The organism is Roseateles saccharophilus (assembly GCF_031458095.1).
Taxonomy (GTDB): domain Bacteria; phylum Pseudomonadota; class Gammaproteobacteria; order Burkholderiales; family Burkholderiaceae_C; genus Pelomonas; species Pelomonas saccharophila_A.
The window spans coordinates 315,298-338,256 of sequence record NZ_JAVDXU010000001.1; the positions used below are offsets into that span (position 1 = coordinate 315,298).

Annotated in this window: 24 protein-coding genes; 11 read left to right on the top strand and 13 right to left on the bottom strand. The window is 68.6% G+C overall.

Annotated elements, in window-relative coordinates; all coding sequences use genetic code 11:
* The first annotated feature begins 50 nt into the window (after positions 1 to 50).
* Both J2X20_RS01320 and J2X20_RS01325 read left to right on the top strand, forming a co-directional pair.
* Complete coding sequence (locus tag J2X20_RS01320; protein ID WP_310259733.1) at positions 51 to 599, top strand: GNAT family N-acetyltransferase; 549 nt, start codon at positions 51 to 53, stop codon at positions 597 to 599.
* Positions 596 to 1,084: an NINE protein gene (locus J2X20_RS01325; protein WP_310259738.1), complete on the top strand. Its 489-nt coding sequence runs from the start codon at positions 596 to 598 to the stop codon at positions 1,082 to 1,084. The genes J2X20_RS01320 and J2X20_RS01325 overlap by 4 nt, the downstream gene beginning before the upstream one ends.
* Here the strand turns inward: J2X20_RS01325 and J2X20_RS01330 are convergent.
* The 10 genes from J2X20_RS01330 to murJ are packed head-to-tail and all read right to left on the bottom strand — an operon-like array spanning position 1,078 to position 10,071.
* Positions 1,078 to 2,088, bottom strand: coding sequence for an inorganic phosphate transporter (locus J2X20_RS01330; RefSeq protein WP_310259742.1), 1,011 nt, complete (start codon positions 2,086 to 2,088; stop codon positions 1,078 to 1,080). The two genes, J2X20_RS01325 and J2X20_RS01330, sit on opposite strands and share 7 nt — an antisense overlap.
* Before the next feature lie 9 nt (positions 2,089 to 2,097).
* Entirely contained in the window at positions 2,098 to 2,745 is a 648-nt protein-coding gene (locus tag J2X20_RS01335; protein WP_310265055.1) for a DUF47 domain-containing protein, read from the bottom strand.
* Between the two features lie 59 nt (positions 2,746 to 2,804).
* Positions 2,805 to 3,161 carry a DMT family protein gene (locus J2X20_RS01340; RefSeq protein WP_310259745.1) on the bottom strand — a complete coding sequence of 119 codons (357 nt, stop codon included), beginning with the start codon at positions 3,159 to 3,161 and terminating at the stop codon, positions 2,805 to 2,807.
* A gap of 21 nt (positions 3,162 to 3,182) precedes the next feature.
* Positions 3,183 to 3,659 carry a 2-amino-4-hydroxy-6-hydroxymethyldihydropteridine diphosphokinase gene (gene folK, locus J2X20_RS01345; protein ID WP_310259749.1) on the bottom strand — a complete coding sequence of 159 codons (477 nt, stop codon included), beginning with the start codon at positions 3,657 to 3,659 and terminating at the stop codon, positions 3,183 to 3,185.
* The gene (gene pcnB, locus J2X20_RS01350) at positions 3,656 to 5,206 is read right to left on the bottom strand and encodes a polynucleotide adenylyltransferase PcnB (RefSeq protein WP_310259752.1); all 1,551 of its coding nucleotides are present in this window, start codon (positions 5,204 to 5,206) and stop codon (positions 3,656 to 3,658) included. The genes folK and pcnB overlap by 4 nt, the downstream gene beginning before the upstream one ends.
* Complete coding sequence (locus J2X20_RS01355; RefSeq protein ID WP_310259755.1) at positions 5,203 to 5,871, bottom strand: histidinol-phosphatase; 669 nt, start codon at positions 5,869 to 5,871, stop codon at positions 5,203 to 5,205. Before J2X20_RS01355 ends, pcnB begins: the two co-directional genes overlap by 4 nt.
* Positions 5,868 to 6,554, bottom strand: a complete 687-nt coding sequence (hda, locus tag J2X20_RS01360) for a DnaA regulatory inactivator Hda (protein WP_310259758.1) — start codon at positions 6,552 to 6,554, stop codon at positions 5,868 to 5,870. Before hda ends, J2X20_RS01355 begins: the two co-directional genes overlap by 4 nt.
* A 6-nt stretch (positions 6,555 to 6,560) precedes the next feature.
* Positions 6,561 to 7,622 (bottom strand): AI-2E family transporter, encoded by a 1,062-nt coding sequence (locus J2X20_RS01365; RefSeq protein WP_310259762.1) that lies wholly within the window; start codon positions 7,620 to 7,622, stop codon positions 6,561 to 6,563.
* 26 nt (positions 7,623 to 7,648) lie between these two features.
* Positions 7,649 to 8,506 (bottom strand): SirB1 family protein, encoded by an 858-nt coding sequence (locus tag J2X20_RS01370; RefSeq protein ID WP_310259764.1) that lies wholly within the window; start codon positions 8,504 to 8,506, stop codon positions 7,649 to 7,651.
* A 2-nt stretch (positions 8,507 to 8,508) separates the two neighbouring features.
* Positions 8,509 to 10,071: a murein biosynthesis integral membrane protein MurJ gene (gene murJ, locus J2X20_RS01375; RefSeq protein WP_310259766.1), complete on the bottom strand. Its 1,563-nt coding sequence runs from the start codon at positions 10,069 to 10,071 to the stop codon at positions 8,509 to 8,511.
* A gap of 120 nt (positions 10,072 to 10,191) precedes the next feature.
* Here murJ and rpsT point away from each other — a divergent pair, with 120 nt between their 5' ends.
* Entirely contained in the window at positions 10,192 to 10,488 is a 297-nt protein-coding gene (rpsT, locus tag J2X20_RS01380) for a 30S ribosomal protein S20 (RefSeq protein ID WP_310259770.1), read from the top strand.
* A 303-nt stretch (positions 10,489 to 10,791) separates the two neighbouring features.
* On the opposite strand, the gene J2X20_RS01385 is transcribed toward rpsT, so the two are convergent.
* Positions 10,792 to 11,661 (bottom strand): alpha/beta fold hydrolase, encoded by an 870-nt coding sequence (locus tag J2X20_RS01385; protein WP_310259773.1) that lies wholly within the window; start codon positions 11,659 to 11,661, stop codon positions 10,792 to 10,794.
* 77 nt (positions 11,662 to 11,738) lie between these two features.
* Positions 11,739 to 12,077: a DUF3579 domain-containing protein gene (locus J2X20_RS01390; protein WP_310259776.1), complete on the bottom strand. Its 339-nt coding sequence runs from the start codon at positions 12,075 to 12,077 to the stop codon at positions 11,739 to 11,741.
* A 151-nt stretch (positions 12,078 to 12,228) separates the two neighbouring features.
* Between J2X20_RS01390 and J2X20_RS01395 the strand changes: the two genes are divergently transcribed.
* The gene (locus tag J2X20_RS01395) at positions 12,229 to 13,434 is read left to right on the top strand and encodes an aspartate aminotransferase family protein (protein WP_310259779.1); all 1,206 of its coding nucleotides are present in this window, start codon (positions 12,229 to 12,231) and stop codon (positions 13,432 to 13,434) included.
* Positions 13,431 to 14,393: an ornithine carbamoyltransferase gene (gene argF, locus J2X20_RS01400; protein WP_310259781.1), complete on the top strand. Its 963-nt coding sequence runs from the start codon at positions 13,431 to 13,433 to the stop codon at positions 14,391 to 14,393. The genes J2X20_RS01395 and argF overlap by 4 nt, the downstream gene beginning before the upstream one ends.
* 63 nt (positions 14,394 to 14,456) lie before the next feature.
* Here argF and J2X20_RS01405 read toward each other — a convergent pair whose 3' ends face one another.
* Positions 14,457 to 15,050 carry a PEP-CTERM sorting domain-containing protein gene (locus J2X20_RS01405; protein WP_310259784.1) on the bottom strand — a complete coding sequence of 198 codons (594 nt, stop codon included), beginning with the start codon at positions 15,048 to 15,050 and terminating at the stop codon, positions 14,457 to 14,459.
* A gap of 146 nt (positions 15,051 to 15,196) precedes the next feature.
* Between J2X20_RS01405 and J2X20_RS01410 the strand changes: the two genes are divergently transcribed.
* The 6 genes from J2X20_RS01410 to J2X20_RS01435 all read left to right on the top strand — a co-directional run bounded on the left by J2X20_RS01410 (position 15,197) and on the right by J2X20_RS01435 (position 22,949).
* Positions 15,197 to 15,640, top strand: coding sequence for a copper chaperone PCu(A)C (locus tag J2X20_RS01410; protein WP_310259787.1), 444 nt, complete (start codon positions 15,197 to 15,199; stop codon positions 15,638 to 15,640).
* 102 nt (positions 15,641 to 15,742) lie between these two features.
* A complete protein-coding gene (locus J2X20_RS01415) occupies positions 15,743 to 18,025 on the top strand; it encodes a hypothetical protein (protein WP_310259790.1) in 2,283 nt (760 codons plus the stop codon).
* Positions 18,026 to 18,116: 91 nt separating this feature from the next.
* Positions 18,117 to 18,968: a peptidyl-prolyl cis-trans isomerase gene (locus tag J2X20_RS01420; protein WP_310259793.1), complete on the top strand. Its 852-nt coding sequence runs from the start codon at positions 18,117 to 18,119 to the stop codon at positions 18,966 to 18,968.
* Positions 18,965 to 19,906: a HupE/UreJ family protein gene (locus J2X20_RS01425; protein WP_310259795.1), complete on the top strand. Its 942-nt coding sequence runs from the start codon at positions 18,965 to 18,967 to the stop codon at positions 19,904 to 19,906. The genes J2X20_RS01420 and J2X20_RS01425 overlap by 4 nt, the downstream gene beginning before the upstream one ends.
* Positions 19,903 to 20,529 (top strand): putative 2OG-Fe(II) oxygenase, encoded by a 627-nt coding sequence (locus tag J2X20_RS01430; protein WP_310259798.1) that lies wholly within the window; start codon positions 19,903 to 19,905, stop codon positions 20,527 to 20,529. The genes J2X20_RS01425 and J2X20_RS01430 overlap by 4 nt, the downstream gene beginning before the upstream one ends.
* Positions 20,526 to 22,949: a fused MFS/spermidine synthase gene (locus J2X20_RS01435; protein WP_310259801.1), complete on the top strand. Its 2,424-nt coding sequence runs from the start codon at positions 20,526 to 20,528 to the stop codon at positions 22,947 to 22,949. Before J2X20_RS01430 ends, J2X20_RS01435 begins: the two co-directional genes overlap by 4 nt.
* Positions 22,950 to 22,959 lie beyond the last annotated feature (10 nt).

Here is a 22,959-nt window from a genome sequence, read left to right on the forward strand (position 1 = left end):
GCATTATAAACTCGATCAAGCCTCTCTCAAGCAGTCCTCTCAACCGACAAATGTCACAGTCCGCCCCCGCCACCCGGCCCCTGACCATCCGCCCCAGCACCGACGCCGATCTGCCAGCCATCCAGGCCATCTATGCCCAGGCCGTGCTGGAGGGCACCGGCACCTTCGAAACCGAAGTGCCCGGCGTCGACGAGATGGGCAGGCGCCGCGCCGAAGTGCTGGGCCGCAACCTGCCCTGGCTGGTGGCCGAACGTGGCGGCGAGGTGCAGGGCTATGCCTACGCCAACTACTTCCGCCCTCGCCTGGCCTATCGCTTCTGTGTCGAGGACTCCATCTATCTGTCGCCCGCCACCCAGGGCCAGGGCGTGGGCCGGCTGCTGCTGGCCGAGCTGATGGCCCGCTGCGAAGCAGCCGGGGCACGCCAGATGCTGGCCGTCATCGGCGACGCTGCCAATGTCGGCTCGGTCGGCGTGCATACCGCCCTGGGCTTCCAGCACACCGGCGTGCTGAAGAGCGCCGGCTGGAAGTTCGGCCGCTGGCTGGATGTGGTGCTGATGCAGCGCACCCTGGGCCTGGGCGACAGCGCCGCCGCCGAATGAGCGCCGCACGGCCGCCCGAAGGCGATCGCCCCGAAGTGCGCAGCACGGAGGCTTACCCATCCCGCGCCATCAAGCACAAGGCCGTCGCGACGTGGCTGGCCTTGCTCGTCGGCGTCTTCGGCCTGCACCGCTTCTATCTGCACGGCTTGAAAGACCGCTGGGCCTGGCTGTTCCCGCTGCCGACCCTGCTGGGCCTGGCGGGCCTGCAGCGCATGGACCATCTCGGCCAGGACGACCGCCTGGCCTGGGTGCTCATCCCGTGGCTGGGCGCCAGCCTCGTCGCCGCGCTGCTGGGCGGCATCGTCTATGGGCTGATGCCGGATGAGCGCTGGAACGCGCGCTTCAACGCCGGCCGGGCGGCGTCGACGGGCGGCTGGGCGGCCGTCATCGGTGTCGTGCTCTGTCTTTTCGTCGGCGGCACGGCTCTGATGGCGACCATCGCCTTCAGCGCCCAGCGCTATTTCGAGTCCCAGGCCGGTCAGTAGAGGATGAAGCTGATCCAGTAGCAGACGCCGGCCATTAGCGCGGCGGCCGGGATGGTGAAGATCCAGGCCCAGACGATGCTGCCGGCCACGCCCCAGCGCACCGCCGAAGGACGCTGCACGGACCCCACGCCGACGATGGCGCCGGTGATGGTGTGCGTCGTGGACACCGGCACGCCCATGGCAGTGGCCAGGAACAGGGTGATGGCGCCGCCGGTCTCAGCGCAGAAGCCTCCCACCGGCTTGAGCTTGGTGATGCGCTGGCCCATGGTCTGGACGATGCGCCAGCCGCCGAACATGGTGCCCAGGCCGATGGCGATATAGCAGGCGACGATGACCCAGCTGGGCGGTGCCTTGTCGCCGACGCTGACCATGCCGGCGGCGATCAGCAGCATCCAGATCAGGCCGATGGTCTTCTGCGCGTCGTTGCCGCCGTGGCCGAGGCTGTACAGGCCCGCCGACACCAGCTGCAGGCGCCGGAACCAGCGGTCGATGCGCAGCGGCGACTTGTGCCGGCAGATCCAGGCCACGATGACCATCATCAGCGAACCCAGCAAGTAGCCCAGCAGCGGCGAGACGATGATGAAGGCGACGGTCTTCCAGATGCCGCCGGCCACCAGGGCCGAAGGGCCGGCCTTGGCAACGACGGCACCGGCGATGCCACCGATCAGCGCATGCGAGGAACTCGACGGGATGCCCCACCACCAGGTGATGAAGTTCCAGGCGATGGCGCCTATCAGCGCGCCGAAGACGACGTGATGGTCGACGACGCCGGGCTCGACGATGCCCTTGCCAATGGTGGCCGCCACCTTCAACTGGAAGAAGGCGATGGCGACGACGTTGAAGAAGGCGGCGAACAGCACGGCCTGCTGGGGCTTCAGCACTCCGGTGGAAACGACGGTGGCGATGGAGTTGGCTGCGTCGTGGAAGCCGTTCATGAAGTCGAACAGCAGGGCCAGCACGACCAGCAGGGCCACCACCCAGAAGGCGATCTCAGCGGATGCCATGGGGGCCGATCAGGAGTTTTCGAGGACGATGCCCTCGATCAGATTGGCCACGTCCTCGCAGCGGTCGGAAATGGATTCGAGCTGCTCGTAGATGGCCTTGAGCTTGATCAGCTCGCGCACATCCTCCTGCTCGCGGAACAGGCGCGACATGGCCGAGCGCATGACACGGTCGGCGTCGGACTCGAGGCGGTCGATCTCCTCGCAGGTCTTCAGCGCGGCCTCCGTCGTCGCCGGCTTGCTCAGATTGGGCAGCAGCGTGACCGCATGCTGGACACGCTCGCAGCAGCGCACCGACAGCGTGCACAGCTGCAGTACCTGCTCGGGCACGGCCCGCACGTCGTAGAGCGACAGCGTCTCGGACGAGTCCTGCAGCAGATCGACGATGTCGTCCATCGCGTTGATCAGGCTGTGGATCTGCTCGCGGTCGATGGGCGTGATGAAGGTGCGGTGCAGCAGGCGGTTCACCTCGGCGGTGACGCGGTCGGCAGCATGCTCGGCCTTGTCGACCTCGTCGGCGTACTGCTGGCGCAGCGCCGGGTCGGCGTAGTTCTCGATCATCTTCTGGAAGGCGCGTGCACCTTCCAGAATGAAGCCGCCGTGTTCGTTGAACAGCTCAAAAAAATTGCCCTCACGGGGCAGCAGCTTGCCAAACAACATGGCCATCCTCGGATTTCTTGAAGGCGCGCAGTTTACCGGGCGCCGTCACAGGATCGTCATCAAGCCGACCTGAAGATGAAGTAAACGGCCCCCATCAGGCACAACCCTGCCCAGAGGAAATCCAGCTTCAGCGGCTCGCCCATGTAGTAGAGGCTGAAGGGCACGAAGACGGCCAGGGTGATGACTTCCTGGGTGATCTTCAACTGGGCCAGCGTGAATCCGGCACCATGGCCGATGCGGTTGGCCGGCACCTGCAGCAGGTACTCGAACAGCGCGATGCCCCAGCTGATCAGCGCGGCGATCCACCAGGCCTTGGTCGACAGTCCCTTGAGATGGCCATACCAGGCAAAGGTCATGAAGACGTTGGACAGCAGCAGCAGGCCGACGGTCTGCCAGCCGGCAAGGGTCGAAAACATCGTCGTATCTCCAGGCAGGATTCAGAGGGACAGCGGCCCGAGCCGCTCGATACGCTGGACCTGCCAACCCTCGGCGGCCGCCAGATGGGCCAGTTGCGGCGCAATCTCGAGCAGCGGGCGCAGCACGAAGGCGCGCTCGCCCAGGCGCGGATGGGGCAGCGTCAGCCGCGGCGTGTCCAGGGTCAGCTGGTCATACAGCAGCAGGTCCAGATCCAGCGTCCGCGGCGCGTTGCGGTAGGGCCGCTCGCGGCCATGGGCCTGCTCGATGGCCTGCAGGGCGTCCAGCAGTTCAAGGGGCAGCAGCGTCGTGTCCAGGGCCACGACGGCATTCAGGAAGTCGGGCCCTGCCGCATCCACGGGCGCGCTGCGCCAGACGCTGGACAGGGCTGCGACGTTCGTGTGGGGCAGCGCTGCAAGGCGCAAGGCCGCCTGGGTCAGCGTAGCCGCAGGGTCGACGCCGAGATTGGCGCCCAGGCCGACGTAGGCGCGCGAGCTCACTCGGCCGAAGCAGCGGGCGCCGCGGCGCCTTCTCCACCGCCACCCGGTTTGCGGCGGCGGCGGCGGCGCTTCTTGGCCGGCGCGTCAACGGCGTCGGCCGGCTCGGCGCCCTCGCCTGCCGCAGCCTCGGGGCGAGGCGCACGGATGACGCGGGGTTGCTTTTGCTGGGACGAGCGGGCGTCGGCCAGCAAGGCCTGGCGGTCGTCGTCGCTGCCCAGGGCGAAGTCTTCCCACCAGTCGGCCAGGGCGGGGTCGATCTCGCCGACGTCGGCGCGCAGGCGCAGGAAGTCGAAGCCGGCGCGGTAACGCGGCTGCTCGATGAGGCTGAAGACGCCCGAACCGCTGCGGCGCTCGAAGCGCGTCTGCATCATCCAGATCTCGCGCATGTCGGCCGCCAGCTTGCCGCGGCCGGAGATGTCGCCGATGCGGGCGTCGAAGACGGCGTCGATGGCCTGGGCCAGGGCCGGCACCGGCGGCTCGCCGGCGTTGCGCGTCTTGGTCCAGCGGTCCAGCACCTCGTGCCAGAGCATGCAGGCCAGCATGAAGCTGGGGCTGACGCCACGGCCCTCGTTGACGCGGCGGTCGGTATCTTCGAATGCCTGGCGCACGAAGTTGCCGCGGATGCCCTCGGGCAGGTCGCCGGCCTCGGTCAGCATGGCGTCCAGCACGGCGAAGACCTTGCCGCCCTGGCCCACGAGGCCGAGCTTCTTCAGCTGCACCAGGCTGGACAGGGAATGGCCGGTCTGCAGCAGCTTGATCATCTCGTCGAAGAGACGCGAGGCCGGCACATTGGTCAGCAACGGGATGCAGGCCGCGACCGGGGCGAGGGTCTTCTTCTCGAGCTCGAAGCCCAGCTTGGCCGCGAAACGCACGGCGCGCACGATGCGGACCGGGTCTTCCTTGTAGCGGGTCTCCGGGTCGCCGATCATGCGCAGCAGCTTGGCCTTGGCATCGGCCAGGCCGCCGTGGTAGTCCACCACCAGCTGGCGCTGCGGGTCGTAGTACATCGCATTGACGGTGAAGTCGCGGCGGGCGGCATCCTCGATCTGCGGGCCCCAGACGTTGTCGCGCAGCACGCGGCCGCTGGCGTCCACGGCGTGGTGCTTGCCGTCGAGCTCGGCCTTGGCCGTCTTCTCGTTGCCGGCCACCGCCTCGGACTCGGTGGGCAGGGCACGGAAGGTCGAGACCTCGATGACCTCGTGCTCACGGCCGCGACCGTAGACGACATGGACGATGCGAAAACGCCGGCCGATGATGAAGGCGCGACGGAACAAGCCCTTGACCTGCTCGGGCGTGGCGTTGGTGGCGACGTCGAAGTCCTTGGGCCGCATGCCCAGCAGCAGGTCGCGCACGGCGCCGCCGACGATATAGGCCTCGAAGCCCGCGTCGGTCAGCGTCTTGACGACCTTGACGGCGCGCTCGTCGAGCAGGTCGGGGTTGATGCCGTGGACCTCGGCGGTCACCTCGACCCGCTTGCCCAGCGGGCTGGTCTTCTTGGGGGCCGCGGCAGGCTTGCCGAGCAGCTTGTCGATGAACTTTTTGATCATGCGAAGAGGTGCAACTGGGGCCAGCCGCGCTCGGCGGCGATGGCGGCGAGCGTCGGGCTGGGATTGGTCGCCACGGGGTGGCTGACGCGTTCGAGCAGCGGGAGGTCGTTGGTCGAGTCGCTGTAGAAGTTCACGCGCTCGAAATCGCGCCATTGTGCCCCCAGCCCCTGCAACCAGCTCTCAACGCGCGCGATCTTGCCCTCGCGGAAGCTCGGCACGCCGCGGATGGCGCCGGTGTAGCGCTGCTCGGCGTCGCGCTCGAGCTGGACGGCGATCAGGTGCTCGATGCCAAAAGCCTCGGCGAAGGGTGAGGTGACGAATTCATTCGTCGCCGTCACCAGGGCGATCAGGTCGCCCGCCGCCCGGTGCTTCTCAACCAGGGCCATGGCCTCGGGCCGCAGCGCCGGCTGCATGACCTCGGCCATGAAGCGCTCGCGCATGGCCAAGGCCTCGGCCAGCGGCCGGCTGCGGAAGGCCGAGGTCGCGAAATCGACATAGGCCGGCAGGTCCAGCGTGCCGGCGTTGTACTGGGCGAAGAACTCGTCATTGCGCGCCCCCCAGACGGCCCCGTCGACCCAGCCCACCTCGACCATGAAGGCGCCGAAGGAATGATCGGAATCGATGGGGATCAGCGTCCCATCCAGGTCAAACAGCGTCAGATTCATAAATTGGGGTCAGAGTCTATTTTTTCGTCGGCCAGCATGGCCTTCAGCAGCGGCAGCGTCAGCGCGCGCTTGGCTGACATGGCGAATTCGTCCAGACGTTCCAGCAGCGCCATCAGGCCCTTGAGATTGCGCTCGAAGCGGGTCAGCAGATAGCTCAGCACCTCGTCGCCGAGCAGCAGGCCGCGGCGGTCGGCCTCGCGGCGCAGCACGGCGCGCATCTCGGCCTCGCGCAGGGGCTGCAGCGCGAAGCTCGGCCCCCATCCCAGGCGGGTACGCAGGTCCTCGCGCACGGGCAGATCGACGGCCGGCGCGTCGGCCGTGGCGACCAGGGTATAGCCCTGCCCTGCCGAGGCCACGAACAGGGCAAAGGCAGCGTGCTGCTGACCGGCGTCGAAGCGCTGGCAGTCATCCAGCAGCAGCAGGCTCTCATGGGTCGGCAGCTCCCAGGGCAAGGCTGTGTCGGCGTCGTACCAGGCGACGCGCTGGCCGGCCGCCTGCCAGCGCTCGGCCAGGGCCTGCAGCAGATGGGTCTTGCCGGAGCCGGTCGGGCCCCAGAGCAGCACCGGGGGATCGCCGGGCACAAGCCCGAGCAGATAGGCCAGGGCCTGGGCATTGGCGCCGGGCAGGAAGTTGTCAAAGCTGGGCGCCGGCGGCGCCAGCAGCGCAAGGGGAATCTGCCTCATCAAGCTTTAGCGGAACAGGGAACTCGCGAGATAGGCCTTGTGCAGGCGCTTGACCGCCACGGCAGCCACCGCAGACAGCGGCAGCGCAATCAGCACGCCGACGAAGCCCAGCAGATGGCCGAAGGCCAGCAGCGCGAAGATGACCATCAGCGGGCTCATGCCGATGCGCTCGCCGACAAAGCGCGGTGTCAGCACGAAGCTCTCCAGCAGCTGGCCGACGCCGAAGACGATGGCCACGGCGACCACGCCATAGAGGCTGGCGAACTGCAGCAGGCCCGCCAGCAGCGCCAGCACCAGGCCCAGGCCGAAACCCAGATAGGGAATGAAGACCGCCAGGCCCGTGAAGACGCCTATGGGCAGGGCCAGGTCAAAGCGCGCCAGCGCCAGGCCGACGCTGTAGTAGATGGCCAGGGCGCCCATGACGAGCAACTGGCCGCGCAGGTACTGGCCCAGCGTCAAGTCGCACTCGTCGAGAAAGCCACCGACCGAGTCGCGCGCCGCCGGCGGCACCAGGGCGCGCATGCGCTCGACCAGGCTCGGCCAGTCATTGAGCAGATAGAAAAGCACGACCGGCAGCAACACCGCATTGCCGATGAAGGCCAGCAAAAAGCTGCCGCCGATGCGGGCCGAACTGAGCACGGTGGCGAGCCACTCCTCGAAATTGGCGTCCAGATACTTCAGCACGAAGGCCTTGATGCTGGCCGGGTCGAGCTGCATATAGATGCCATGCTCGGCCAACCAGGGCGAGACCTTGTCGTTGGCCAGCTTGGCCAGGGCCGGGATCTGTTCGCGCAGGGCCGGCAGTTCCTTGCTGAGGATGGGCAGCACCAGCAGCATCAGGGCCAGCAGGGCCATCGCGAACAGCATCTCGACCATCAGCACCGCGACGGCACGCGGCGCGCGGCGGTTCACCAGGGCCTGCACGACAGGGGCCAGCGCATAGGCCAGCACGAGAGCTGCAATGAACGGCGCCAGCACAGGCGACAGCAGCCACAGCAGCAGGATGAGAGCGAGGGCGACGCCGCCCCAGGCCAGGGCGGTGCGTTGGGGCTTCGTGAGCTTCATCATGGTGGTCGGCAAGCGGGCGCGGATTGTCACTGAAGCGGCGGCCGGGCCTGGTCGAGCAGCAGGGCCAGGCGGGCGCGCAAGTCGGGGGCATCGGGGGCATCGGCCCGCGCGGCGAGATAGAAGCTCAGGTCCTCCGCCGCGGCGGCGAACGCGCCCAGCGACGCCAATACCAGGCCGCGGTCGCGGCGCTCGGCCGGGTCGTCCGGCAGCAGGATGACGAGTCGCTGCTGCACAGCCAGCAGGCGTGGCCAGTCCTCGGCGGCGCGGTGCACCTCCTTCAGATTGCGCAGCATGCGAGCCAGGATCTGGCGCTTGGTGGCGGCGCGCAGGAAGAATTCCAGCGGCAGCTCGAGATCGTCCGGCAGGCCGCTGCCCTGGCGGTACTGAGCCAGACGCTCATCCAGACGTGACGGCGACAAGGACTCACCCGTGAAGGGATCGATGACGGCCTCGCCCAGTCCGATCTTGCACTTGACGAGGAAATGCCCCGGGAAAGCCACGCCGGCGGCGCGCAGGCCCGCCTGCTCGGCCAGCTCCAGCAGCAGCACGGCCAGGGTGATGGGCAGGCCGCGGCGGGTTTCCAGCACGCGGTGGACGTAGCTGTTGTCCGCTGCGTAGTAGTTGTTCAGATTGCCGGCAAAACCGAGTTCGCGGTGGAAGAACTGCGTCAGCAGCCGCAGCCTCTGGGCCGGCGCGGCATCGCGCGCGATGCGCTCGCGCAGCCGGCGCGCCAGGCCGTCCACATGGGAAAGCACGGCCTGCACGTCGAGCTGGGGATGGTCATCCTGGGCCAGGCTGATGGCGGCTTCAAGCAGGTTCAGGCCCGCGTCTTCCGCCACCAGGGTGGCGAAATAGTCCAGCGGGGTTGGCGCCGCGAACTTCATCGTCAGCTCGGACGACCCAGGGCGCGGGGCCGCATGCCAATCAGCAGCAGCACCGCGAAATAGACGACGGCGCTGCCGGCCAGGCTGGCGGCCATGACGAGGCCGCGCTGGATCTCGTGCGCGCCCAACCCCAGCCAGTCGAGGCGGGTCGCCAGCTGCCATTGCAACAGGCCCATGGCCGCACAGCCCAGGGCCACACGCAGACCGAAGCCCAGCCAGCCCGGCTCGGGGCGATAGCTGCCCAGCTTCCTCAGGCCCCAGAACAGCCAACCCGCATTGACCAGGGCCCCCAGGCCGATGGACAGGGCCAGGCCGGCAACCCCGATCCAGGGCACGAAGACGAGATTGAAGCCCTGCGTCAGCACCAGCACGCCGACCGCGATCTTGGCCGGCGTGCCGGTGTCCTGGCGGGCAAAGAAGCCGGGCGCCAGCACCTTGACGGCGATCAGGCCCATCAGGCCCACGCCCCAGCCCATGACGGACTGCGCCGTGTGGGCGACGTCGCTGGCGGTGAAGGCGCCGCGGTGGTAGAGCACGGCCGTCAGCGGTTCGGCAAACACCAGCAGGGCCACGGCGCAGGGCAAGGCGAACAGCATCACCATGCGCAGGCCCCAGTCGAGCAGGCGGCTGTAGCGCTCTTTCTCGCCCGAAGCCTGGGCGGCGGACAGCTGCGGCGTCAGCACGGCGCTCAGCGCCACGCCGAGCAGGCCGATGGGGAATTCCATCAGCCGGTCGGCGTAGTTCAGCCAGGACGTCGCCCCCTCGGCGAGGTGGCTGGAGATCTGGGTATTGATCATCAACGACAGCTGGGACACGCCCACACCCAGCAAGGCCGGCCCCATGCCGAGCAGGACGCGGCCCACACCGGGGTGGCTGCGCGAGGCCTGGAAGCCACGCCAGCTCAGCTGCATGCGCGGCATCGCGCCGACGGCTCGCAGCGCCGGCCACTGCACCACCAGCTGCAACACGCCGCCCAGCATGACGCCGAAGGCCATGGCATAGATGCCCGGGTAGCCGGCGCGCTCCAGCGGCTTGGCCAGCGCCCAGCCGACGGCGATGACGCTGAGGTTGAGCAGCACCGGCGTGGCCGCCGGCACGACGAAGCGCCGCCAGGTGTTCAGGATGCCCGCCGACAGGGCCACCAGCGACATGCAGCCGATATACGGGAACATGAAGCGCGTCATGGCGACGGAGGCGTCGAAGGCGGGACCCGGCAGGCCCGAGCCGAGCAGCCAGACCAGCAGCGGCGCGGCGACGACACCGATCACCGATGTCGCCACCAGAGCCCACAACAGCACCGTGGCGACGGCGTCGATGAGACGCCGCGTCGCCGCCTCGCCTTCGGTCGCCCGCGTCGCGGCCAGCAGCGGCACGAAGGCCTGGGAGAATGCGCCTTCCGCAAAAAGCCGGCGCAGCAGATTCGGAATCCGGAAGGCGACCAGGAAGGCGTCGGTCATCGCCGTGGCGCCGAAAAGCCCGGCCACCATGGTTTCGCGGACAAGGCCGGTGATGCGCGAGGTCAGGGTCAGAAGGGAAATGGTCGACGCAGCGCGCAGCAGATTCATGGCGGCGGATTATCTGTGTCGTGAATAGCGTCTCTTTCGATACTGCGCGGAGGCACTTGGCTTTAACCCTGATTTCAGGCTATACTCGTCGTCTTTGCACCAACTGGGTATAGATACAGCATGGCAACCAGCTCCAAAGCCAAGAAGAAGACGGTTCGCCTGGCATCGGGCCGCAAGCGCGCCCGCCAGGACGTCAAGCTCAACGCCGCGAACACCGCGCTGCGCTCCAAATTCCGCACGGTCATCAAGAACGTGCAAAAGGCCGTGACGGCTGGCGACAAGTCCAAGGCCGCCGACCTGTTCAAGACCGCCCAGACTGTCATCGACTCCGTCGCCGACAAGGGCATCTTCCACAAGAACAAGGCTGCTCGCCACAAGAGCCGCCTGTCCGCCAAGATCAAGGCGCTCGCCGCCTGATAACCAATCCAGCTCTGGTGCAAGCAGAAGGCCCGCGAAAGCGGGCCTTCTGCATTTCGGAGCCGGAGTTCATCGTATTGCGGGCCGAGCGCCGGGCCGCTCCCTAGCCGGCCCGCCTTGGGCGATGTGCAAGCGGTTCGACGCCGCTTGCATCGCCGTCCCCTCGGGGGCTGAGGTCGGACACATGGCGCCCAGTGGGCGGCATGTGCCTGCCGAAGGGCTGCGGCACTGCCGCAGCGCGGTCTGCAAGACCGACCAGGCTAGCCCGCGTTCAGCAGGGCGAGACTGGGCGAGGGGCTCGTTCTAGTGCCATTCGCCCGCCACCACGCCCTGGATGCTGCGGTCGCGCAGCCATTCGGCCACCGCCTTGGCCACCCATTGCGGATCGTCCAGCGGCAGATCGTGGCCGGCCTTGGTATGCAGGCGCAGCGGCGCGCCCCAGGCACGGCTGATGGCCTGGGAGCAACGCCAGTCGACCAGGCTGTCGGCCTTGCTGCACAGCAGCAGCATCGGCGCCGACGGTCGCGTGCGGCTGGCCCGGTAGCGCATGCTGGCCAGCAACTGGCGGGCGGTATTGCGCACGCCCAGCGGATGCTGGCGCTGCAACTCCACCCAGCGCTCGATGACGGCCTGCGTCGGCGTCAGCCGCGTCGTCAGGCTGAGCACGCGCTCCTCGCGCATGCGGGCGCTGAAGCGACTCAGTGACAGCAGCAGCAGGCCGAGATAGTTCAAGGGCCGCGACTTGCGGAAGAGTTCGCTGAAAGGCCGCAGGCTCGGGTTGATCAACACGCCGGCCTCGACCTCCTTGGGATAGCGGTTGGCCCAGTCGCTCAATACCGCCGCCCCCAGCGACATGCCGATCAGGGATACCGGCGCGCTCACGCCCTGGCGCTCCAACTGGGCGCGGCAGGCGTCGACGATGGCCGAGACCTGGGTCGGGCTGGCCTGGCGGCGCAAGGCGCCGGTGCCGGGCAGATCCAGCATCACCAGCCTGGCGGTGGGCTGCAGGGCCCGCAGTTCGCGCAGCAGATGCTCGGGGAAGACACCCCAATGCCCGCTTTCACGAGACAGGCCGCGCAGCAGCACCCAGACTGGCGCCGCCACCTCTGCCACAGGCGGCTCGACACCCATGGGCCGGGTCACGGCGCCCGAGGTGCTGGGATTGATCGGCATGTTTCCAAACATTGCCGGCGAGGATAACGGCGCCGCAGCCAGGCGCGCCTCCGGAGTCTCGCTAGGAAACCACGTATTCAAGCGGCCGGCTTGCCGCCCGGCCCATCGGGCAGCAGGCAGGCATCGGCGACCTGCAGGTTGTTGTCGCGGGCGAAGTTCATGACGAAGTCCCAGGCCATGGGCTCGAGGCGCCTGAGCTCCTCATTGACGATGACGCACTTCACGCCGTTGATGACGGTGGGCACACAGTAAGGCGAATAGCCGATGTGGGCGCCGATGCCGCCACGCGCGCCGCCGGGGCGAAAGCAGGACATCGCGCCGGCCAGCCGCTCGGCCCAATCGCTGGGGCGGAAGGTGCGTCCATCCAGAGTGATACCTTGGATGAAGACTTCGCGCGGCGGGGGGGCAACGGTCATGAAACAGGGGGCTTCGCGGCTACAGCGGAGGGCCGCTGCCAAAGACCGCTATTGTGCCTCGGCGGCGCCTCATCTGTTGCGGCGCAGCAAAAGCCTCGGCATGGACTCTAGAATCAAAAGTCCACTTTTCCTCAAGCCAATCGGAGACCCGATGAACGCTGTGCCCCCCTCGTCCGAGCCCCATGTGATGCCGACCTACGGCCGCCTGCCCGTTGCGCTTTCGCACGGCCAAGGCAGCTGGGTCTGGGACACGCAGGGCCGACGATTGCTGGATGCACTGGGCGGCATCGCGGTCAACACGCTAGGCCACAACCATCCGCGCCTCGTGCCGGCCCTGCAGGACCAGCTCACCAAGCTCATCCACACCAGCAACTACTACCGGGTGCCGCTGCAGGAAAAGCTCGCCGCCAAGCTCTGCGAGCTTTCGGGCCTCGCCAATGTCTTCTTCTGCAATAGCGGACTGGAAGCCAACGAGGCGGCGCTGAAGATCGCCCGCAAGTTCGGCCACGACCGCGGCAATGCCTCGCCCGAGGTGATCGTCTTCGAGGGCGCCTTCCACGGCCGCTCGATCGCGACGCTGTCCGCCACGGCCAATCCCAAGATCCAGGCGGGCTTCGGCCCGCTGGTGCCGGGCTTTGTGCGCGTGCCACTGAACGACATTCCCGCCCTCGAGGCCGCCCTGGCCGCTCATCCCAATGTCACGGCCATCTTCCTGGAGACCATCCAGGGTGAAGGCGGCATCAACCCGGCCCGCGTCGAGTTCCTGCAGGCCCTGCGCCGCCTCTGCGATGAACGCAACCTGCTGCTGATGCTGGACGAGGTGCAGTGCGGCATCGGCCGCACCGGCAAGTGGTTCGCCCATCAATGGGCCGGCATCAAGCCGGACGTGATGCCCCTGGCCAAGGGCCTGGGCTCCGGCGTGCCCATTGGCGCCGTCGTCTGCGGCCCGCGTGCGGCCGACGTGCTGAAGGCCGGCAACCACGGCACCACCTTCGGCGGCAACCCGCTGGCCATGCGCGCCGGTGTCGAGACGCTGACCATCATGGAAGAGGACGGCCTGCTGGCCAATGCCGAGGCCGCCGGCGCCACGCTGCGTGGCGCGCTGGCTGAAGGGTTGGCCGGCGAGGCCGGTGTTGTCGAGATCCGCGGCCAGGGCCTGATGCTGGGCATCGAGCTCGATCGCCCGGCCGGCCCGCTGCTCGGCCAGGCGCTGGACGCCGGCCTCTTGATCAGCGTCACCGCCGACCGCGTCGTGCGCCTGCTGCCGCCGCTGATCCTGACCCACGACGAGGCGCGCGAGATCGCGGCCCGCCTCGTGCCGCTGATCAAGGCGCTGCTCGCGCAGCCCAAGCCATGAAGCCGGGGGACGCATTGATGCGCCACTATCTGCAGTTCAAGGACCTGCGCGCCGAGGAATACGCCCATCTGTTCGACCGCGCCGCCATCATCAAGCGGCGCTTCAAGAACTACGAGAAATACCAACCGCTGCAGGACCGCACGCTGGCCATGATCTTCGAGAAGGCCAGCACGCGCACGCGCGTCAGCTTCGAAGCCGGCATGTACCAGATGGGCGGCTCCGTCGTGCACCTGACGACGGGCGACAGCCAGCTGGGCCGCGCCGAGCCGGTGGAGGACTCGGCGCGCGTCATCAGCCGCATGGTCGACATCGTCATGATCCGCACCTTCGAGCAGAGCAAGATCGAGGCGTTCGCGGCGCATTCGCGCGTGCCGGTCATCAACGGCCTGACCAACGAGTACCACCCCTGCCAGATCCTGGCCGACCTGTTCACCTTCATCGAGAACCGCGGCATGGACCGGCGCGGCGCCATCGACATGGACTGCCTCAAGGGCCGTGTCGTGGCCTGGGTGGGTGACGGCAACAACATGGCCAACACCTGGCTGCAGGCGGCCGAGATCCTCGGCTTCAAGGTCCATGTCAGCACGCCCAGCGGCTATGGCGTCGACCCGGCCGTGGCCGGCATCAAGGACGCCAGCTGCTACAAGGTCTTCAAGGATCCGCGCGAAGCCTGCGAAGGCGCCGACCTGGTGACGACCGACGTCTGGACCAGCATGGGCTACGAGGCCGAGAACGAGGCCCGCAAGGCCGCGTTCACGGACTGGTGCGTGGACGCGGCCATGATGGCGCGTGCCAAGCCGGACGCCCTCTTCATGCACTGCCTGCCGGCCCATCGCGGCGAAGAAGTCTCGGCGGACGTCATCGACGGACCACAGTCCGTGGTCTGGGACGAGGCTGAGAATCGCATGCACGTACAAAAGGCACTCATGGAGTACCTTTTGCTCGGCCGCATTGGCTGATCTCAGCCCGCCCACGAAGAAGCCGGCTCACAGCCGGCTTTTCTTTTTTTGGATCGCTGCCAATCAGCTGCGACGACGGCGAGCGATGGCCAGGCCACCCAGGGCCGCCAGCACCAGCGAGACCTCGCCCGGCTCCGGCAGGGCCGAGAAATTGTCGAAAGCGACGACGTTGGCGGCACCGCTGAGGTCGAAGGACAGCGCCTTGCCCGCGAAGGCAAAGCTGGCGGCGGTCCAGCTGTCGTATTCAGCGCCCGTGTTGGCGGCCAGGTCGAACACGCCCAGCAGCTCGCCGGTGCCGTTCAGCCCGGAATAGGCCTTGATCGCCCCCGTGATCGCCGTCGGGCTGGCATAGAAGAAGTCCAGCACGCCGCTGACACCCTCCGCGACGTTCATATAGGCGGTCGTGTTGGACACGCCGTCCAGCTGCACGAAGCCCACGCCCAGGGGCGACGGCGAATTGCTGTAGTAAGGCGCAAACGCCGGATCGTTGGACAGGCCCAGCATGTTCGTGAAAACCACGCCCGAGGCGGCATAGCTGGCGTCGACGGCCTGGCCGTAGTCCCAGGTCCTCTCGAAGTCGACCAGGAATTGCGTGCCGGCCTGGGCGGGCAGCGCGAACGGGGCCAACAGGGCCAGGGCGAGGGTGGCGAGCTTCATCAGATGAACTCCAGAACTGGAAGAGGGTTGGGAGCGGCGGACGCCGCTGCGTTTGAATCGGGGCGGAGTGTGGTGACGAAAGACGACAAGCACATGACGCGATCGCTTCACCGCGTTGTCACGGCCGGCTGCGATGGTGTCCACCCATGCCGCACCCCGCCCTGCCCCGCCGCCATCTGCTGCTCGCCGCCAGCGCCGCCTACTTCGGCCTCGCCCGCCCTGCGAAGGCCTGCGAATTCTTCAGCAGCCATCTGCGCATCTGGCACCCCTGGACACGCTCGACCCGCGTCGACGCCGACACCGCCCGGCTGTGCATGCGCTTCGACGAGGTGCAGAAAACCGACCGCCTCGTCGGCATCGAGACCCCCGTGGCTGCGGGGGTGCGCCTGGCCGGCCCCGGCGCGCAAGACCTGCCCCTGCTGATCCGCGCCGGCGAGACGCTGGCCCTGACCGAGGACGGCCTGCACCTCGAACTGCTGGACCTGCAGCAGCCGCTGCAGATCGGCCGCAGCTACCCGCTGCGCCTGATCTTCGAATTCGCCGAACCCGTCAACGCGACCCTCAACGTCGACTTCGGCGGCCTGCGCTGACGGACCGCGCGGCGTCGCGCTGCCGTCACGTCAGGGTCACGGCCGCTTCCTAGCATCCGCCCCGTTTTTGGCCTTCCCACAAATCATCCTGGAGCCGCTTCCATGTCCCACTTCTTCACCAAGAGCCAGGTCGCCCTGGCCGCGCTCGCGGCCCTGAGCAGCGCCGCCGTCATCGCGCCCAGCCTCGCGACCGCCGCCGGCAAGACCGCCGGCAAATACGTCTCCGGCGACTTCCACAACCACACCACCTGCTCGGATGGTTCGATCTCCATGCAGAAGCTGGTGAAGAAGGTCACCGACAAGACCGAGACGCCCTGGGGCCTGGACTGGTTCGTGCAGGCCGGTCACGGCGGCAATGGCAACCGCAATTGCACGCTGGTAGAAGACGCCACGCTGTCGACACCGGCCTACCCCTATGTCGCCGGCCAGGGCCCGACGACGACCTGGGCCAACAGCATCGGCGCGGCCAACATCAAGGGCAATGGCGGTGGCGTCGGCGGCAACGGCAATATGTGGCGCTGGCAGTCCATCCAGGAGTACCAGTACCCGGTGCTCGAGTACCTGTCGGTGCAGAAGAACCTGCCGCTCTTCATCGGCATGGAGTCGGTCGTCGCCGGCCATGAGCATTCGTCGATGTCCGTCATCACGGGCCAGATGCCTGCCAGCATCGACACCCTCACGCTGCCGAACACGCCGGGCTACACCGCCACCGGCAATGCCGACGCGCTGGCCAAGTGGTCCTACTGCTTCGACCGCGGCGACACCGACACCAGCCGCGGCAACGTGACCGGCTCCGCCGTCGGCAACAACTGGAGCTGCGCCAACCCCGACAGCGCCGACTCCACCTCGGCCACGCTGGGCTGGAGCGCCACCGGCCAGAAGCTGGTGCAGCCCGGCGGCGCCGGCACCGGCAGCAAGGGCCACCTGAAGACCGTGGAAGCGCTGAAGTGGATGGCCAAGTTCCACGGCCAGGGCAGCTACTACGTGCCGGCCCACCTGGAGCGCGCCGGCCCCTTCAACCCGGACGGCAACAACGGCTACAACATCGAGCATCTGCGCAACTTCAACAACGCCGCCCCCAACATCGCCTTCGGCTTCGAGTCCCAGCCCGGCCATGGTGCGGCCAACAACCGCGGCGAATACCAGGTCAAGCGCAACAACATCGGCGGCGTGCTGACCGACTCGGTCGGCGGCACCACCTTCGGCGGCACCGGCGTCTACGCCGGCCAGGTGGGCGGCGTCTGGGACGCCCTGCTCGGCGAAGGCCGCAACTGGTGGTTCTTCGCCAGCTCCGACTGGCACAACCGCGGCAGCTTCGGCCCCGATGACCGCCGCTCCAGCCAGGACTTCTATCCCGGCGAATACCAGCGCACCCACGTCATGGTGCGCAACGGCAGCGACAAGCTGCGCCCGCAGACCATCGTCGACGGCCTGCGCACCGGCAACGCCTGGTCCAGCACCGGCCAGCTGATCGACCGCCTGGCCTTCGTCGCCTGCGCCTCCTACGCCGGCCCCGGCGCGCGCTCCAACGCTGCGGTGGAAGCGCTGGCCGTCGCCGCCGCGACCCAGGCCACCGACATCAGTGCCAGCGGCTGCGCCACCATGGGCGAGAAGCTCGTCGTGCGCCCGGGCGCAGAGATCGTCGTCGCCGTCGTGCTGCGCGACCCGGAAGGCGTCAACTTCGCCCCCTACAGCTTCCCCAATCCGTCCCTGGCCCAGATCGGCGTCCGCCAGCCCATCAACAAGCCGGTGCTGGACCATGTCGACGTCATCCGCGGCCTGGTCACCGGCTACAAGACGCCGGGCGCTGCCGACTACGCCGGCGAATGGCCGCGCAACACCAACTGGCTGAAGGCCGACGGCACGACCACCGGCCTGGCCTCGGTGCCCGCCGCCGCCAAGAACACCTCGGCCGCCATCCTCAAGACCTTCAGCGGCAACGGCGGCACGCCGTGGACGACGGTGCAGTCGGGCGTGGACAACACGAGCTTCCTGAAGATGAGCTTCCGGATCCCGGCAGTGCAGGCCTCGCAGTACGTGCGCCTGCGCGGCAGCAATCTGCCGGCCTCCGTGCCCTACGAGACGGATGCCAGCGGCAACCCGCTGTCCGATGTCTACACCAACGCCAACGACACGACGATGCTGCGCATCCCCTGCACGACGGTGGGCACCAACGTCCCGGCCAACGGCGCCAACTGGACGCAGGCCAACGGCCCCATCGATGGGTGCCCGGCCCACCTGGCCACGGCCACGGGCGCCTCCAACCCGATCAACGGCCAGAAGGCGGTGTCCTATGACATCGCGGCCTGGTCCGATCTCTGGTTCTACAGCAACCCCATCTATGTCGAAGTGAGCGGCTCGACCCTGGTCGCCGGCGTCAAGTAAGCGCCAGGCGCTCGTCATGACAGCGGCGTGGGCCTGGCGGCCTGCGCCGCTGTCGTCGTTCTGTCTTGTTCGCTGCCTAGCATGGCGGGCTATGTCCAGCGTCCTGCCTCCCCTTGCTCTCGCACCGCCCACGCGCCGCCCCCTGCCCGCTTGGACCCGCGAACCCCTGCTGCATTTCCTGCTTCTGGGGGCCCTGCTCTTCGGCGTCGACCACCTGATCAACCGCCGCGCCGGCGATGCCAACGAGATCGTCATCAGCGCCGAGGTCACCGACGAGGCCCGCCAGCTTTTCAAGGCCACGCGCAACCGCGAGCCGAGTGACGAGGAGATGGCGGCCCTGCGCAAGGTCTGGCTGGACAACGAGGTGCTCTACCGCGAGGGCCTGGCCCTGCAGCTGGACAAGGGCGACACCGCCATCCGCGAGCGCGTCATCTTCAAGGCCCTGTCCGTCGTCGACAGCGGCACCCAGTTGCCGCCGGCCGAGGACAAGACCCTGCGCGACTGGTTCGAGAAGCATCGCGCCAAATACGACGAACCGGCCCGCTTCGACTTCCAGGAAGCGGCGCTGGAAGGCGAAGCCAGCGAGGCCAGCGTGCGCGCCTTCGTCAGTGCGCTGAACGCCGGCACGCCGGGCGATGCCAAGGCCGGCCTGCGCGTCTTCAAGGGCCGTCCGCACAGCAATCTGCTGCAGAGCTATGGCGAGGGCTTCGCCAAGGGCCTGGAGGCCGCCTCACCCGGCCAATGGCTGGCCCTGCCAAGCCGCGAGGGCTGGCGCGCCGTGCGCCTGGATGCGGCCAACGGCGCCAGGCCGGCCAGCTTCGAGGCCCTGCGCAATATCGTCCAGCAGGACTGGACCGATGCCACCCTGTCCGAGCAGCGCAGCGCCGCCGTCGCCGCCCTCGCGAAGAAATACGTCATCAAGGTCGAGGCGTCCACGAAATGAAGCGCCTGCTGATCTGGCTGCTGGCCCTGGCCGCGGCCCTGCCGGCTTTGGGCCACGAGATGAGCATGGCCGAGATGCAGCTGCGCGAGACCCAGCGTGGCGAATTCCTGTGGCAATGGATGGCCAGCGACAAGCGCCCCGCCGCCCAGGACCTGACGCCGGTCTGGCCCGCCGCCTGCAAGGCCGATGCGGGCGTGCTGCGCTGCGGCCCCCAGGGCCTGTCGGGCACGCTGTCCGTCAACGGTGTCGGCGAGCGCTACTCGGCCGCCCTGGTCAAGGTCTTCTGGCTCGACGGCGAGAGTCGCGTCTACACGCTGACCAAGGCCCAGCCGACGGTGCAGCTCTATGGCGCCGCCAACGATCCGCGCGGCATGGGCGAGATCGCCAGCGCCTACACCCTGCTGGGCGTCGAGCACATCCTCGGCGGCATCGATCACCTGCTGTTCGTCATCGGCCTGCTTTTCCTGGTTGGCTTCCAGCGCCGCCTGATCTGGACCATCACCGCCTTCACGGCCGCCCACAGCCTGACGCTGGCCAGCAGTGCCCTGGGCTGGTTGACGCTGCGCTCGGCCCCGGTGGAGGCCAGCATCGCCCTGTCCATCGTGCTGGTGGCCGGCGAAGCCCTGCAGAGGCGCGAAACCCTGGCGCGCCGCTGGCCAGCCGTCGTTGCGTTCCTGTTCGGCCTGGTGCACGGCCTGGGCTTTGCCGGCGCCTTGAAGGAAATCGGGCTGCCGGAGAACCACCTGCTCGTCGCCCTGCTGACCTTCAATGTCGGCGTCGAACTCGGCCAGCTGATGACGGTGGGCGTCTGCTGGTGCCTGTGGCGCCTCACCAGCCGCTGGCCGGCCACGCAACGCCTGCGCACGGTGCTGCTCTACATGATCGGTGCCGTCGCGGCCTACTGGTCGTGGCTGCGTGTGGCCGCGGTGCTGGCATGACGGATGAAGTCGTCGGCCTCTTCCCGGTGCCGTTGCAGCGCTCGACCGGCGTGCTGCCGCAGGCGCTGGTCAACGCCCTGGTCGACCATTTCAGCACCCAGGCCCTGCAGACCAACAACAGCTCCGAGGCCCTGTCGCACACCCGCATGCTGCAGCCGTCCGACAGCCCGCTGCTGGTCCAGGCCGCCGCCCTCATCACGCCCCGCATTGCCGAGTTCGGCCGCCATCTCTTCGGCGAGCAGCTGGGCTGGGCCATCAAGGAGATGTGGGTCAACGTGCTGGACAGCGGTGGCCGCCAGGCCATGCACAACCATGCCAACAGCTTCGCCTCGGGCGTGGTCTACCTGACCGAGACCCACGACTCGGCCCGCACCGTCTTCATGAAGTCGCCCGGCGGCCATGACTTCGCGCTGAAGAACGACCATGCCGGCGTCGTGACCGGCCCCTACAACGCCGAGAAATGGGTCAGCCCCGCGCCGGCGCCCGGCGACATGGTGATCTTTCCCAGCTATCTGATGCACGCCGTGCCGCCCAATGCCGGCGGGCGCCGCATCAGCCTGGCCTTCAACGCGATACCCACTCGCTTGGAGAGCTGGGGCTATACCTTGAGCTTCAACGCTTGAAGCCTTTGGCCCTGCTGCTGATGGCCGCGTCCGGCTTTGCCGGGCTGGGCTATCAGATCGTCTGGACGCAGCAGTTCGGCCTCGTGCTCGGGCATGAGGCCGCCGCCGTTCTTGCGGTCGTCGCGGCCTTCTTCGGCGGGTTGTCGCTGGGCTCGCTGCTGCTGGGCAGGCGCATCGAGGCGAGTGCAAAACCGCTGCGCTGGTACGCCGGCTGCGAAGCGCTGATCGGGTTCTGGGGCGGCGTGTTGATGCTGGCGATGCCCGTGGCCAGCGGCGCAGCCCTGCAGCTGATCGGGCCGGACGCGACGCCGCTCTGGCATTGGGGCGTTGCCTTCGGCGCCGGCTTCCTCCTGCTGCTGCCGGCCACGGCGGCCATGGGCGCGACGCTGCCGGCCATGGCGCGCCTGAGCGCGGCCGATGTCGCGCCGCTGTACGCCGCCAACACGCTGGGCGCCGTCGTGGGCGTATTGGCCACAGCCTTCTGGCTGATCCCGGCCTGGGGGCTGACGGCAAGCGCCGGCCTGTGCGTCGCGTTCAACCTCGCTTGCGCCCTGCTCGCCGGCATGGCGCTCCAGGGAAGGCCGACGCCCACTCTCGGCCCCTGGCGGTCCGACCGGCCGCTGTGGATGCTCGCCGCGACCGGCCTGCTCGGCATCGCCTACGAAGTGCTGGCCGTGCGCGTGCTCAGCCAGGTCGCGGAGGACACCGTCTACACCTTTGCACTGCTGCTGGCCGTCTACCTCGCCGGCAGCGCCCTGGGCGCCGCGGCCTTTGCACGCTGGCCCGGGCTGCGCAGTACGCCGCGCCTGCTGCAGGCCCTGGCCCTGAGCTGCCTGCTGGGCATGGCGGCCCTGTGGGGCGCCGAGGCGATCAAGCAGGCCCTGCAACCCGAGACCTTCGCCATGGCCCTGGCCACCGAGGCCCTGCTCGCCGTCGCCGTGTTCGCCCTGCCGACCCTGCTGATGGGCGCCCTGTTCTGCCAGCTCAGCGCCGACGCCTCCCGGGCCGGCATCCCCTTCAGCCGGGCCCTCGGCGTCAACACGCTGGGTGCCATGCTGGCCGCGCCGCTGTTCGGTGTCGCGCTGGCGCCCGCGCTGGGTCCCAAGCTGGCGCTGCTGCTGGTGGCGGCCGGCTATCTGCTGCTCCTGCCGGCCTGGCGCAGTGCCGGCTGGTGGCTGCCCGCCGCGGCGACGACGGCGCTCGCCTTGTTCGCGCCGCCGCTGGCCTTCATCGCCCTGCCCGACGGTGGCCGCGTGCTGAGCTACCGTGACGGCGCGATGGCGGCCGTCAGCGTCGTCGAGGACGCTACCGGCGTCGCCCGCCTGCACATCAACAACCGCCAGCAGGAAGGCAGCAGCGCAACGCAGCACGTCGATGGCCGCCAAGCTTTGTTGCCGCTGCTGCTGCATCCGGCACCGCAGCGCGCTCTCTTCCTCGGCCTGGGCTCGGGCGTCACGGCCGGCGTCGCCGCGCGCCTGCCCGGCGTTCAGGTCGAAGCAGTCGAACTGCTGCCCGAGGTCATCGCGGCCTCCGCCCTATTCCGCACCGGCGACGGCCCGGCACCGCATCTGCTCGCGGCCGATGCGCGCCGATACGTGCGCACGGCCACGCAGCGCTACGACGTCATCGTGTCCGACAACTTCCACCCCGCCCGCAGCGGCTCGGGCGCCCTCTACACCGTCGAACATTTCCACGCCGTGCGCGAGCGCCTGGCGCCCGCCGGCCTGTTCTGCCAGTGGCTGCCCCTGCACCAGCTCGACATCGCCACGCTGCGCAGCATCGCGGCCAGCTTCCAGCAGACCTTTCCCGACGGCGTCGCCCTGCTGGCCAGCAACAGCCTGGACACGCCCACCCTCGGCCTGGTCGGCCGGGCCGGTGGCACACGCTTCCAGCCCCGCGCCTGGCCCGAACTGGCGGCGCGCTTCGGCCTGGCCGACGACTTCGCCGTGCTGGGCAGCGTCATCGCCGACGCCGCCGCCCTGAGGCGCTTCGCCGCCGGTGCGCCGCTGAACAGCGACGACCGCCCCTGGGTGGCCTACCGCGCGCCGCGCATCACCTATGCGCCCGACTCTGCGCCACGCGACCGCCTGCTGGACGTGCTGGGTGAACTGCAGGTCGACGCCAGCACCCTGCTCACGACGCCCTACGCCGGACTCGCCATGCGCCTGACGGCCTATGCCCAGGCCCGCCGCAGCTATCTCGAGCTGGGCCGGCGCACGACGCCCAGTGCCGACCCCGCCGTCATGCTGGCCCGCGTCGGCCCACCGCTGCTGGCCGTGTTGCGCCAGAGCCCCGACTTCCAGCCCGCCGCTGAACCCTTGCGCCGCCTCGCGCAAGGCCTGGCACAGCGTGACCCGGCCGCCGCCCGGCAGTTGCTCGACGCCCTGACCCGCATCCGCCCCGATCTGGCAAGCCTCTGAACACGTGTCG